At 74.5% G+C, this 12,574-nt stretch carries 11 protein-coding genes; 10 read left to right on the top strand and 1 reads right to left on the bottom strand.

What is annotated here, in order from left to right:
* Positions 1 to 58 precede the first annotated feature (58 nt).
* The gene (locus MID12_RS24730) at positions 59 to 1,264 is read left to right on the top strand and encodes a hypothetical protein (RefSeq protein ID WP_263170823.1); all 1,206 of its coding nucleotides are present in this window, start codon (positions 59 to 61) and stop codon (positions 1,262 to 1,264) included.
* A gap of 45 nt (positions 1,265 to 1,309) precedes the next feature.
* A complete protein-coding gene (locus tag MID12_RS24725; RefSeq protein ID WP_263170821.1) occupies positions 1,310 to 1,483 on the top strand; it encodes a hypothetical protein in 174 nt (57 codons plus the stop codon).
* 354 nt (positions 1,484 to 1,837) lie between these two features.
* Here MID12_RS24725 and MID12_RS24720 read toward each other — a convergent pair whose 3' ends face one another.
* Positions 1,838 to 2,692 (bottom strand): MaoC/PaaZ C-terminal domain-containing protein, encoded by an 855-nt coding sequence (locus MID12_RS24720; protein ID WP_263170820.1) that lies wholly within the window; start codon positions 2,690 to 2,692, stop codon positions 1,838 to 1,840.
* Between the two features lie 259 nt (positions 2,693 to 2,951).
* Between MID12_RS24720 and MID12_RS24715 the strand changes: the two genes are divergently transcribed.
* From MID12_RS24715 to MID12_RS24685, 8 genes are all read left to right on the top strand, one after another.
* Entirely contained in the window at positions 2,952 to 4,187 is a 1,236-nt protein-coding gene (locus tag MID12_RS24715; RefSeq protein WP_052482604.1) for a sensor histidine kinase, read from the top strand.
* Positions 4,184 to 4,825 (top strand): response regulator transcription factor, encoded by a 642-nt coding sequence (locus MID12_RS24710; RefSeq protein WP_040254039.1) that lies wholly within the window; start codon positions 4,184 to 4,186, stop codon positions 4,823 to 4,825. Before MID12_RS24715 ends, MID12_RS24710 begins: the two co-directional genes overlap by 4 nt.
* Positions 4,826 to 5,311: 486 nt before the next feature.
* On the top strand, positions 5,312 to 7,117 hold the full coding sequence (locus MID12_RS24705) for an MFS transporter (RefSeq protein WP_263170817.1): 1,806 nt from the start codon (positions 5,312 to 5,314) through the stop codon (positions 7,115 to 7,117).
* Positions 7,118 to 7,209: 92 nt separating this feature from the next.
* Complete coding sequence (locus tag MID12_RS24700) at positions 7,210 to 7,893, top strand: class I SAM-dependent methyltransferase (RefSeq protein ID WP_263170815.1); 684 nt, start codon at positions 7,210 to 7,212, stop codon at positions 7,891 to 7,893.
* Between the two features lie 209 nt (positions 7,894 to 8,102).
* On the top strand, positions 8,103 to 9,107 hold the full coding sequence (locus MID12_RS24695; protein ID WP_263170814.1) for an N-acetylmuramoyl-L-alanine amidase: 1,005 nt from the start codon (positions 8,103 to 8,105) through the stop codon (positions 9,105 to 9,107).
* A gap of 189 nt (positions 9,108 to 9,296) precedes the next feature.
* Positions 9,297 to 10,106 (top strand): DUF5336 domain-containing protein, encoded by an 810-nt coding sequence (locus tag MID12_RS24690; protein WP_263170812.1) that lies wholly within the window; start codon positions 9,297 to 9,299, stop codon positions 10,104 to 10,106.
* Positions 10,107 to 10,539: 433 nt separating this feature from the next.
* Positions 10,540 to 10,626 carry a putative leader peptide gene (locus tag MID12_RS32320; RefSeq protein ID WP_317633427.1) on the top strand — a complete coding sequence of 29 codons (87 nt, stop codon included), beginning with the start codon at positions 10,540 to 10,542 and terminating at the stop codon, positions 10,624 to 10,626.
* A gap of 332 nt (positions 10,627 to 10,958) precedes the next feature.
* Positions 10,959 to 12,461, top strand: coding sequence for a hypothetical protein (locus tag MID12_RS24685; RefSeq protein ID WP_263170811.1), 1,503 nt, complete (start codon positions 10,959 to 10,961; stop codon positions 12,459 to 12,461).
* Positions 12,462 to 12,574 lie beyond the last annotated feature (113 nt).

The following is a 12,574-nucleotide window of genomic DNA, read 5'->3' as shown; positions in this document are numbered from 1 at the left end:
CTCCGTTGCCGCGAGGGGCCCGGCGAAAACTAGCTTCGTGCGCCGGAGGTGACCCACGATGACGGCCTGTGCCCTCGAAACCGCGACCGGCGGCCCGGACAGTGCGGCCCGGCACCCGCAGTGCTCGATCGCCGCCGACGGCTCCTATGCCGCGCGCCTGGCCACAGATGGAGAATCCTTTTACCCGGAGCGCTGGACCCTGGGCGGACCCGAGCCCTACGCGGTGCCGCTGCCCTCGGCCCGCACCGAGGAGCCCGGCGCCGCGGTCCAGCCCCTGGCCGACGGCCGGGTCCTGATCCACCGGCCGGAGGCGGAGAGCCACGCCTTCGCGCTGCTCTACCCCACCGGACCCGGCACCGGCGAACTCCCGCTCGGCACCGTCGAGTCGGCGGGCCTCACCCTGCTGCCGCCCACCCCGCAGGGCCACGCCGCCTACGCCCTCGCGGTCCGCGCCGAGTCCACCGACCTGTGGCTGGTGGCGGGCGGGACGCGCGGCCCGGAGCTGGTGGCCGAGGTGCCGGGGCGCTGCTCGGGCGGGGTCTGGCTGGACCGCGCGGGGCGGATGCTCGCCCTGGACCGGGAGAGCGGCGGGCGGACCAAGACCGTCACCGTCGACCTCCAGCGCGGCGGCGAGGTCTCGCCCTTCCTCCAGCTCACCGAGGAGAGCAACGACCGGCTGCTGCTCGCCGACCTGGACAGCGGGCTGCTCCTGCTGCGCTCCGACGCGCCCTCGCCGGGCCGCGAACGCCTCGGCTGGGGCGTGCTCGGCAGCACCCTCCCGGTGCGCTTCCCGGCCTGTCTGCGCGTGCCGGAGTGCACGGTGACGCCGATCGCGGTCCAGCCGGGGCAGACCCTGATGCCGGAGACCGCCGCGGTGGCCTTGCGCATCGAGGGCCCGCCCGCGGGCCGGCTGGGCCTCTGGCGCCCCCTCGACCGCACGCTCCACCAACTCGCGCCACCGCAGGGCTGGTTGACCGGCGCCGGGCTCTGGACCGCGGAGGGCGTGCTGCGGCTGCCGTACGTCACGAACGCGGTGCCCTGCGGAGTGGCGCGGGTACCGGCGCCGCCGTGGCCGGCCCGCGCCGAGCTGCCCGGCCCGGGGGTGGGGGCGGGCCGGGCCACGGGGGCGGCGGAGCGGCAGGCGCCGCCGCCCCCGGACGGGGACGGACCGCCCGCGGGCGGCGGGCGGAACGGGAACAAGAGCCCGGCCCGGCCGGTTCCTCTGCGTGAGGCGCCGCTCGGGCCGAAGGAGACGGCTCGTTAGACTCGGCGGCCGCCATGAACGATCTTGTGACGGAGTGACCTTCCGATGACCGACGCTCACGCCGAGCAGCGCACCGAGACGGACGAGAACCAGGCGGCCGAGGGGGCGGGGCGCCACCGCGGCCCGGTCGCCGAACAGGAACAGGAAGCGGCCCCGCACGGCCGCCACCGCAGGCAACCCGGACAGTCGGCCGCGCCGACCCCCCAGGGCGGCGCCTGAACCGGCCCGCACCACCCGGCCGCCCGCACCGGTCAGAGGGCACCGGCCAATCCGCACCGGCCAAGAGGGCCCGGCACCGCACGGTGCCGGGCCTTCGCCGTCCGAGGGGGCACCGGGCCTGCGCCGTTCAGGGGGCATGCGGGGCCGCACGACCGGCCTCGGGAGTCACCCGCATTCCCGAGGCCGGAGCCCCAGGGACGCGTGATGTCGGAGTCTGAGAAACGCATGACGAGGGAGTCCCGGGAACGCGTGACGTCGAGGTCCCGGGAAGACGTGACGAGGGAGTCTCAGAAACGCGTGCCATCGTCGGAGCCTCGGGAAGACGCGACGCCGGAGCCTCCGCGACTCCCGCCGTCAGGAATGCGTGACCACGGTGTCGGTGAGGACCGGCGCGTCCTCCCGTTCCACCGCGGTGACCTCGGCCCGTACGGAGCCCTCCGCCGCCCACATCCGGATCCGCAGGGTCTCCCCGGGGAAGACGACCCCGGCGAAACGGGTGCGGTAGGAGCGGACCCGGGCCACCTCCCCGCCGAGCACGGTGTCGACGACGGCCTTCAGTGTCATCCCGTACGAGCACAGGCCGTGCAGGATGGGGCGTTCGAAACCGGCGAGGCGGGCGAACTCGGGGTCGGCGTGCAGCGGGTTCCAGTCGCCGGAGAGCCGGTAGAGCAGCGCCTGCTCCTCGCGGATGGCCCGCTCCACGGTGTGGTCGGGGGCGCCGGTGGGCGGGTCGAGGCGGGCGGCGGGGCCGCGTTCGCCGCCGAAGCCGCCCTCGCCGCGGACGAAGATCTGCGCCTCGCCGGTCCACAGCGGGCCGTCCGCGTCGGCGGCCTCGGTCCGCAGCACCAGGACGGCGGCCTTGCCCTTGTCCCAGACGGCGCCGACCTGCGAGGTGGTGACCGCCTCGCCCTTGACCGGCAGCGGCCGGTGCAGCTCGATGTGCTGGCCGCCGTGCAGCACATCGGTGAGATCGATGTCGAGGCCGGGTGCGCCGAGCGCGCCCACGAAGCCGAGGCCGCCGCCCGCGACGGTGGCGAAGCTGGGCAGTACGTGCAGCGAGGACTCCAGGGTGTAGCGCAGTTCGGCGGGGTCGGTCGCGGGGACTCCGGCGCCGAGACCGAGGTGGTAGAGCTGCACGTCCTTGTGGTCCCAGCGGATCGTCTCGGAGACCGGCTCCGCGGCGAGCGCCTCGGCGGCATCGATGGGCATACGGTGCTGCTCCTCGGGGCTGGGCGCGGAGGCCCGCGCGACGGTGACCCGGCCGCGCACACCCCGGTGTTCCGGAACGCGCCCCTCCTGGCCTCCCCTTGTATAGCCCAGCGCCCCGCGGTTGGGAAGGGCGGAGCAACGGGCCGTCTGACGCCGCGTCAGTTACCGTGGCGGCCCCGTACGACCGTGACATTTGTCCCGCCCAGGAGCGGACAGCCGACTCTGCCGCCGCCGTCCGGGCACTCCGTACCGTCGGGGTATGACGTACACGGGGCACACGGCGGAGCCGACGGCGGACGGAGCGGCGGGGCGGGCGACGGAGCGGGCGGCGGGGCGCGAGAAGCCGCGGCGCCGGTCCTGGCGCGGGCGGCGGGACGGCGACCGGCCCGGGCCGCCGCCGAGCGGCTTCACCCTGCTGCCCTGGCTGCTGCTCGGCCTGGGATCGCTCTCCCATCTGCTCCAGGGCAAGGCCTCGAACCCGGTGATCGGCGGGCTCGGCCTGCTCGCCTTCAACTCCCTCTACATCGCGGTGGTCTTCCGCGCCTTCGACCGCGCGAAGCGGGACAGCACGGCGACCCGGGTGGCGCTCGCCGCCCTCGGCCTGGTCACCCTGGCGCTCGCCACGGGCTACGGCGGCAGCTGGCTGACCTTCTTCCCGCTGTTCGGGCTCGCCTGCGGATCGGTCCTGCGCGGACGGCCGCTGATCGTGACCGTGCTCGCGCTGACCGTCCTGTCCGCGGTGGTCGGCGCCTGGAAGGGCGGCTGGCAGGGGTTCACCATCTCCTACGGCGCCCTGCTCTCCGCCCTGGTCACCGCCGCGATCCTGGCCCTGTCCGAGACCGTGGTCGAACTGCGCGCCACCCGGCAGGAACTGGCCCGTACCGCGGTGGAGAAGGAGCGGCTGCGCTTCTCCCGCGACCTGCACGACCTGCTCGGCCACACCCTCTCGGTGATCGTGGTCAAGTCGGAGGTCGCCCGCCGCCTGGCCCCGCGCGATTTGGCCGCCGCGCTCGCGCAGATCGACGAGATCGAGTCGGTCGGCCGCCAGGCGCTCACCGAGATCCGCGAGGCGGTCACCGGCTACCGCGAGAGCAGCCTCGGCGCCGAACTCGACCGGGCCCGCGAGGCCCTGCGCTGCGCGGGCATCGAGACGGCGGTCCGCCAGTCGGGCCCGCCGCTCGACCCGCACTCGGCCGCCCTGCTCGGCTGGGTGGTCCGGGAGAGCGCCACCAACGCGGTACGCCACTCCCGGGCCGGGCACTGCGAGTTCACCGTGGAGTCCGAGGGCGAGGAGGTGCGCCTGGTGGTCACCGACGACGGCCGGGGCCCCGGCCCGGGCACTCCGGGCAGCGGTCTCCGGGGCCTGGCCGAACGCCTCGCCGCGGTGGGCGGCTCACTGGAGTCGGGGCCCGCAAAGGGGCAGGGCTTCCGGGTGGTGGCCCGGCTTCCCCTGCCCGCCGCCAGGCCGGTCGACGAGCCTAGCCTTGGCCCATGACCGAGACCGCCGAGGCGCACTCCCCCACCGGGTCCGTACGGGTCCTGCTCGCCGAGGACCAGGGCATGATGCGCGGCGCCCTCGCGCTGCTGCTCGGCCTCGAACCCGACATCGAGGTGGTGGCCCAGGTCGGGCGCGGGGACGAGATCCTGGCGGCGGCCCTGGAGACCGCCCCCGACGTGGCGCTCCTGGACATCGAACTGCCGGGCCGCAGCGGGCTGGACGCCGCCGCCGAGCTGCGTACCCGCTGCCCCGGCTGCCGGGTGCTGATCCTCACGACCTTCGGCAGGCCCGGCTATCTGCGCCGCGCGATGGAGGCGGGGGCCCGCGGCTTCCTGGTCAAGGACGGCCCGGTGGAGGAACTCGCCCGCTCGGTGCGCCGGGTGCTGCGCGGCGAGACCGTCGTGGACCCCGCGCTGGCCGCCGCCGCGCTGAGCGCGGGCCCGAGCCCGCTCACCCGGCGCGAGGCCGACGTGCTGACCGCGGGCGCCGACGGCTCCACCGTCGCCGACATCGCGCAGGCCCTGCACCTCTCGGAGAGCACCGTACGCAACTACCTCTCCGCGGCGATCGGCAAGACCGGCACCCGCAACCGCACGGAGGCGCTGCGCGAGGCCCGCAGCCAGGGCTGGCTCTGAGGCTGCCGGAGGAGAGGCCGGCCGGACCCGCGCCTCACGCCGCGGCCTTCCCCGCGGCCTTCCCCGCGACCGGAGTTGTCCACAACCGGGGGGTTGTCCACAGGCTCCCCCGCGCCACCCGGCGAGGGTGTCCAATGAAGGCGTCCGAGGAGAGAGGGCGTCCCAGAGGTGAGGGGCGTCCGTGCGAGGAGGGGCGTTCCGGGGAGAGGGGCGCCCGCGAGGAGGGGGACGTCTAATGAAACGGTCAAGGATTCCGCCGGAGGGCCCGCCCGGGGAATAGCCGCGCCGAAGAGGCACGTTCACCGTGCAACTATCTCCTTTCCGACCTTGTCTCCGTGTCTCCGTACGGCCCGACCTCCGTACGGCCCGACACCTCCCGCCGGACGGTGCGCGCCGCTGCCGTCGCGCGCCCGGCGGCCCTTGTTCTGATCCGGCACCTGTTCAGCCCCGGCCTGGCGGCCACGGCCTTCCTGGAGCACGCACGCGATGACGCAGACCGATCCGCACGACAGCACCACCGCCCCCGCGGCCGTTCCCCTGTCCGTACTCCCCGACGACCCCGACAAGGGGCCCCGGGGCACCGGCCTGGTGCCCGTGCTCGCCTTCGCGGGAATCGTGGTCGCGGTCATGCAGACGCTGCTCGTGCCGGTGATCAAGGACCTGCCGGTGCTGCTCGGCACCTCGCCGAGCAACGCCACCTGGGTGCTCACCTCCACCCTGCTCTCGGGCGCCGTCTCGACCCCGATCATGGGGCGGCTCGGCGACCTCTACGGCAAGCGCAGGATGCTGCTCCTGAGCCTGGCCGTGATGGTCGTGGGCTCCCTGATATGCGCCTTCACCAGCGATCTGATCCTCATGATCGCGGGCCGCGCGCTGCAGGGCTTCGCGATGGGCGCCATCCCGCTCGGCATCGGCCTGATGCGCGACGAGCTGCCCCGCGAGAAGCTCGGCTCGGCGATGGCCCTGATGTCCTCCTCCATCGGCGTCGGCGGCGGACTCGCCCTCCCGCTGGCCGCCGTGGTGGCGCAGAACACCGACTGGCACACCCTGTTCTTCGTCGCCGCGGGACTCGGCGCGGTGTCGATCGTGCTCACCCTGCTCACCGTGCCGGAGTCCGCCGTGCGGGCCGAGGGCCGCTTCGACGTCCCGGGCTCGCTCGGCCTCTCGGTGGGGCTGATCCTCCTGCTGCTGCCGGTCACCAAGGGCAGCGACTGGGGCTGGGCCTCCGGCCGGGTGCTCGGACTGTTCGGGGCCTCGGTGGCGGTGCTCCTGCTGTGGGCCGTCTACGAGCTGCGCACCACCGCCCCGCTGGTCGACCTGCGCACCACGGCACGCCGCGAGGTGCTGCTCACCAACCTCGCCTCGATCATGGTCGGGGTCGCCTTCTACGCGATCTCGCTGGTCCTGCCGCAGGTGCTCCAGCTGCCCACCTCCACGGGGTACGGCCTCGGCCAGTCGATGGTGGTGGCCGGTCTGTGCGTGGCCCCGCTCGGCCTGACGATGATGCTCACCGCCCCGCTGTACGCGCGGATCTCCGCGAAGCACGGCCCGAAGACCACGCTCATCCTCGGCATGCTGATCATCGGCCTCGGCTACACGGCGGGGCTCGGCATGATGAACGCCGCCTGGCAGACCGTGGTCCTCTCGATCGTGGTGGGCGGCGGCATCGGCCTCGCCTACTCCTCGCTGCCCGCGCTGATCATCGGCGCGGTGGACCCCTCCGAGACCGGCGCCGCCAACGGCCTCAACACCCTGATGCGGTCCATCGGCACCTCGGTCTCCAGCGCCGTCATCGGCATGGTCCTGGCGCATACGGCACAGCAGTCCGGACCCGTGGCGATACCCACGATGGAGGGCTTCCGGCTCTCCTTCCTCATCGCGGCGGGCGCGGTCGCGGCCGGTCTGGTCCTGGCCCTCTTCCTGCCCTCGCAGCGAAAGGCCGCGCTGGACAGGACCGCCGCCGCCCCGGAGCCGTCCGCGGCCCCGGCGGGCGCCCGGCAGCAGGACGGCTTCCACGGCCGGGTGCTCGACGCCGCGGGCCTGCCGCTCGCCCTGGCCCGGGTCACCCTGATCGACGGACGCGGGCGGCGCGCCGGGGCCACGCACAGCGACGCCGAGGGCCGCTTCGCGCTGCCCGCCCCGCACAGCGGCACCTTCGTCCTCGCCGCCCGGTCCCCCGGCCACGGCCCGCAGGCCTGCTCGGCGACCTATGCCGGGCCCGGTGACCTGGTCGAGGTCGAGGTGCGGCTGCCCTCGGCGAGCGAGGCCGAGGAGGCACCGGCCGCGCACTGAGCCGCGCGCCCCGGGCGCCGGGCCCGGGGCGCGGTACGGCAGCATGGGCCGCGCACGCCCGCGCGCACGCGCCGTACCGCAGGAGGAAGCCCATGGCCGCCGAGGCCGCGTCGAAGACCCCCGAGCCGAAGGTGCTCGCCGCCTTCGAAGCCGCGAAGGGCTTCATGCCGCTGGACGAGGGCCTCGCCCTGTACGCGGCCGCCGCCGAGGCCGCCGCGCTCGGGCTGCCGCTGCTCGAAGTGGGCACCTACTGCGGGCGTTCGACGCTGCTGCTCGCCGCCGTCGCCCGTGCGGCCGGGCTCACCGCGGTGACCGTGGACCACCACCGGGGCAGCGAGGAGCAGCAGCCGGGCTGGGAGTACCACGACCCGGAGCTCGTCGACCGCGCCCCGGGCCTGGACAGCCGGATGGACACCCTGCCCGAGTTCCGCCGCACCCTGTACCGGGCGGACCTGGAGGAGCACGTGGTCGCCGTGGTGGGCCGCTCGCCGCAGGTGGCCCGGCTCTGGCAGGGCGCCCTCGGCCTGGTCTTCATCGACGGCGGCCACACCGACGAGCACGCGAACGGCGACTACGAGGGCTGGGCGCCCAAGGTCGCCGAGGGCGGCACCCTCGTCATCCACGACGTCTTCCCGGACCCCGCCGAGGGCGGCCAGGCCCCGTACCGGATCCACCAACGTGCCCTGGAATCGGGCGAGTTCACGGAGATCTCGGTGACCCGTTCACTCCGGGTGCTGCGGCGGACGGCACCGGCGGACGCACGAACCCAGAGCTGACACCGGTCGGCGCTGCCCCGCCCCGGGGCCCGGCTTCCGCCCCCCTTTCCGCTCCCTCCCGGAGGCGGGCCCCGCCCCGAAGGCCGGGACGGAACCCCGAAGGCCGGTACGGAACCGCGGACTCCACCGCACCCGCCACCCTCCGCACGGCCCCCGGGAAGCGGCGGTCCCCGGCGCGAGGCACCCGGCATGCCCTAGGGTCGGGCCCTGTGTCGTATGTGACTCCGGACAGCGATCCCCGCCCGCCGCGCCGCAACCGCCGTGCCCTGACCGTGACGGCGGCGGCCCTGGTGCCCGCCGCGCTCATCGGCTGGCTGGTGTGGCAGGCGACCGCCGACTCCGGTGACGGGAAGCCGCAGGGCGGGCCCGCGCCCTCCGTCTCCGCCTCCTCGCCGAGCGCCGGCCCCAGCTCCTCCCCCGATCCCTCGGCCTCCGCCACCGGTCCCGGTGGCAAGGGCGAGGACGGCGGCAAGGACAAGGACAAGGGCCGCGGCGACGGCGAAGAGGACGACAAGGGCAGACCCGGCAAGGGGAGTTCGGGCCCGCTCAAGGGAAAGACCGTGGTGATCGATCCCGGTCACAACACGGGCAACAGCTCCCATTCGGCGGAAATCAATCGCCAGGTGAATATCGGCGCAGTCAGCAAGGAATGCGACACCACCGGCACCGCCACCAACGGCGGTTATCCGGAGGCGAAATTCACCCTGGACGTCGCCCACCGGCTGCGCACCCTGCTGGAAGAGCAGGGCGCCACCGTCCGGTTGACGCACGACGGCGACCGCCCGTGGGGCCCCTGCGTCGACGAGCGCGCCCGGATCGGCAACACCGCGGGCGCCGACGCCGCGGTGTCGATCCACGCCGACGGCTCCGCGCCCGGCAACCGCGGCTTCCATGTGATCCTCCCGGCCTCGGTGCACGCGGGCGCCGCGGACACCCGCAAGATCACCGCCCCCTCACGGGAGTTGGGCGAGCGCATCGCGGGCAACTTCCTCCGCGTCACCCGCAGCGCCCCCTCCAACTACATCGGCGGCGGCACCGGCCTGGACACCCGCAGCGACCTCGGCGGGCTCAACCTGTCCACGGTGCCGAAGGTGTTCATCGAGTGCGGCAATATGCGTGACGCAAAAGACGCCGCTCTGGTCACAAGCAGTGACTGGCGCCAGAAAGCCGCGCAAGGGATCTCCGAGGGCATCCAGAGCTTTCTGCGCAGGTAGCACGGTCCAGGGTATGGGCCGGGTAAACACGCTCCGCCGACTGACGATATGGTCACCCTTACGATGGGGGGCCATCCCCGCGCTTCACACCGCGATGTCCGGCCAGGAAGCCGACTTCCGACAGCGCCTGATCCGACTGCGGTGCCAGCGACGCCTCCACGGACGAGACCACCTGACGAAGGACCTGAAGTGAACATCCGATCCCTCACTCGAGGCGACGGCGTGGTGATCGGAGCAGCGGTGTTGCTGTTCATCGCCTCGTTCCTCGACACCATCGACGACTTCGGCGACGACACCCCCATGGCCTGGGACAACCTCGGCCTCGTCATGAGCGTGTACGTCGCGGGGATCGCCGGTGCGGCCCTGATCGTCGTCGCGCGGGGCCTGCCCAACCAGCCGAAGGTGCTGGGCATCGACCTCGGCCAGGCCGGTGTCGTACTGACCGTCGCCTCCGCCTGGGGCGCGCTCTGGTCGCTGATCGACCCGGGCACCTTCGTGGACGGCGGACAGAACGTCCCGGACATCGACGCCGGCGCCGGTCTGATCCTCGGCTTCATCGCCTCCCTGGTGCTGGCCGCCGCCGCGGTCGCCACCCTCGTGCTCCCGGCCCTCAAGGCCCCGCTCGCCGGCACCCCCGGCCAGGCCGCTCCCCAGCCCTACGGCGGCCAGCCGCAGGGCGGTTACGGCTACCCCGGTGGCCAGCCGCAGCAGTCCTTCGGCGGCCAGCAGCCCTACGGCGCCCCGCAGCCGGGCCAGCCGCAGCAGCAGGCGGCCCCGGCCCCGGCCGCCCAGGGCGGCGGGGACTTCACCCCGTTCTGGTTCGCGGTGCCGGTGGCCCGCCCGCTCTTCGGTGAGGACGGTGCGCCGACGCCGATCGCCGAACTGGCCCCCGGTACCTGGTACCTGGCCGTCGAGCAGCGCGGTCCGAACCTGATCGCGCAGACCCAGGACGGCCGCCGCGGCGTCCTCCAGGACACCTCCGGCATCCAGCGCGGCTGAGGCCCCGCACGGCAGTCCCCGAAGGCCCCCGCTCCTCGGAACGGGGGCCTTCGCCGTACCCGGAGCACACCCGGCCCACGCCCGGCCCACACCCGGCCCGCACCCGAAGACACCCGGCACGCGCCTGGCGCCCGGCCGCCCGCCCCCTCGATCGACCGCTACCGCCCCGCACCTGGGCTTTGCCGCCGCGGTTCCGAGTACGGACTCCGCCGTCGTACGGATGCGGGCACGCCCTCCGGTCTCCCCTCCGCTTCTCCTCGCTCCACCCTCACTCCTGGCTCCGCTTCTCCTTGCTCCGCCCTCACTCCTGGCTCCGCCCCCTCTCCGCCTGCTCCGCCGTTCCTCCGCGCAGGACGTCCTCCCTGGTCCACCCTGCGGGACGCCGCCCCGAAGGCCTTGACCCCGCCGAGGTACGGCTGCTTCGATCACGCCCATGAAGCCCCGGCGCCAGCTGCTCACCCGCCGACGTCATGTCGACCTCGCACGGACCTCCGGCGCCCTCTGTACAGACGCGCGCTGAACCGCCCGCGCTGAACCCGGCGGTGGCTTCACCCCGGCAGCGACCGCACCCGCGAGCCACGCCCTCCCGGATCCGACTCCGGGCCCGACTCCGGCCCCGGCCCCGGCCTTCCGCACCGTCACGCCGCTCCGCGCGCCGCGCCCCCGATCCGCGTATCCGCTCCACGCCTCCGATCCGCGGATCCGCTCCCCCGTACCTCACCCCTCCCCTCCTCTCTCGCACGGCCGCAGACACCTCAGAGCCGTACGGCCAATTCCCCCTCACCCCAAGCAAGTTGACCCAGGCACTCGCCCTCCCCTGCCCGCCCACCCTCACGGACGGACCCGTCCCCCATGCCGCACACTCCGCGCTCCCCCGCCCCCGGTCCTCTCGCCCGCCGGGGTCCGCTCCCCCGGCGCCGGGCCCTGCTGTCCGCCCTGGTCTGCGTCCTCGCCCTCACCGCCGGCGCCGTACCCGCCGGGGCGGCGCCGAGCGGTGCCGGGCGCCCCACGGTGCCCCCGCACAACCCGTACGCCGGTCCCGACGGCACGGCGACGATGCACGGGGACACCGGGTCCTCGGACACCACCCCGCTGGCCGGGCCGGGTGCCGGGGCCCTGGACTCCTCGCGGACCGGGCTCGGTTCCGCCTGCCCGACCGTGCTCGTCGGCTCCGACGGGTACGCGGTCGCGCTGTGCACGCCGATCCTCGGCCAGGTCCCGACGGTCCACCTGCTCGACCCGGAGGACGGCCGCTCGCTGGCCACCCTGCGGCTCACCAAGGGCTCGCTGCTCGGTGGGGTCTACGCCTACCTCGACCACCGCGACCGGCTGGTCGTCGCGGACGGCAGCCGGGACCTGCTCCGTGTCGGGCACCGCCAAGAAGCCTCGGGAGAATGGGAGTTGGCGGTCGAGCGGCGGCTCTCGCTGGCCTCCGCGCTGCCCGAGGGGGACGCGGTGACCGGGCTGTCGCCGGACTGGCGGGGGCGGGTCTGGTTCGCCACCGGCGGCGGAGTGGTGGGCGTCGCCGACGACCGCACCGGCCGGGTCCGCTCCCGGCAGCTGCCGGACGGGGAGCGGATCGCCAACAGCATCTCCACCGCCCCCGAGGGCACCGCCGTCACCACCACCCACGCCACCTATCTGCTCACCGCCGGGGCCGAGGGCAGGCCCGAGGTCGTCTGGCGGCGGGCGTACGACCGCGGACAGGCGCGCAAGCCCGGCATGCTGAGCCACGGCAGCGGCTCCACCCCCACCTTCCTCGGCCCGGGGAGCGGAACCGACTACCTCGCGATCGTCGACAACGCCGATACCACCGTCCATCTGAAGGTCTACCGGACCGGCACCGGCGAGCAGGTCTGCTCGGTGCCGGTACTGCGCGCCGCGGGCGGCCCCGGCAGCGAGAACTCCCCCATCGGGGCGGGCCGCAGCGTCTTCGTCGCGGGCACCTACGGCTACCCGTATCCGGCGGTCCCGGAGGGCGCCGGTGAGGCCGTCCCCGCCACGGCGGACTTCGCGGGCGGGCTGACGCGGGTGGACGTACGGCCGGACGGGACCGGCTGCGAACAGGTCTGGGACACCACCCTGCGGTCGGCGGCGGTGCCGAAGCTGTCGACGGCCGACCACCGGCTGCACACCGTGCTGCGGGACCCGCTGATCCCCGGCACCAAGGGCACCGGCCTGCTCGACCGCTACCGCTACGCCCAGATCGACCCCGACACCGGCCGTGTCACCCGCTCCCGGCGGATCGGTCGCGGATTCCCGTACGACACCTTGCAGATGGCAGGCACCATCGCCCCGGACGGCAGTTATCTCCAGGGCAGCGTGACCGGGGTGGTGCGGGTCTCGGCGCGGTGACCGCGGGGGCCCGCACCCGGCGGGGCCCTCCCCGGGACACGCCTGAACCTCCGACTGCCCCCGGGCGTAAGGGAGTTGAGCCGACCGGACTGCCCGAGCAGCCCGGACAGCCC

The sequence above is a fragment of the Streptomyces sp. SCSIO ZS0520 genome, assembly GCF_025643355.1.
In the GTDB taxonomy this organism is placed as follows: domain Bacteria; phylum Actinomycetota; class Actinomycetes; order Streptomycetales; family Streptomycetaceae; genus Streptomyces; species Streptomyces physcomitrii.
This window is presented reverse-complemented; position numbering and strand designations above follow the sequence as displayed.

Excerpts from the sequence above, each read along its gene's own strand:
- MID12_RS24685 (WP_263170811.1), top strand. The coding sequence starts at position 10,959 with ATGCCGCACACTCCGCGCTCCCCCGCCCCCGGTCCTCTCGCCCGCCGG.
- MID12_RS24730 (WP_263170823.1), top strand. The coding sequence starts at position 59 with ATGACGGCCTGTGCCCTCGAAACCGCGACCGGCGGCCCGGACAGTGCG.
- MID12_RS32320 (WP_317633427.1), top strand. The coding sequence starts at position 10,540 with ATGAAGCCCCGGCGCCAGCTGCTCACCCGCCGACGTCATGTCGACCTC.
- MID12_RS24700 (WP_263170815.1), top strand. The coding sequence starts at position 7,210 with ATGGCCGCCGAGGCCGCGTCGAAGACCCCCGAGCCGAAGGTGCTCGCC.
- MID12_RS24720 (WP_263170820.1), bottom strand. The coding sequence starts at position 2,692 with ATGCCCATCGATGCCGCCGAGGCGCTCGCCGCGGAGCCGGTCTCCGAG.
- MID12_RS24715 (WP_052482604.1), top strand. The coding sequence starts at position 2,952 with ATGACGTACACGGGGCACACGGCGGAGCCGACGGCGGACGGAGCGGCG.
- MID12_RS24725 (WP_263170821.1), top strand. The coding sequence starts at position 1,310 with ATGACCGACGCTCACGCCGAGCAGCGCACCGAGACGGACGAGAACCAG.
- MID12_RS24705 (WP_263170817.1), top strand. The coding sequence starts at position 5,312 with ATGACGCAGACCGATCCGCACGACAGCACCACCGCCCCCGCGGCCGTT.
- MID12_RS24710 (WP_040254039.1), top strand. The coding sequence starts at position 4,184 with ATGACCGAGACCGCCGAGGCGCACTCCCCCACCGGGTCCGTACGGGTC.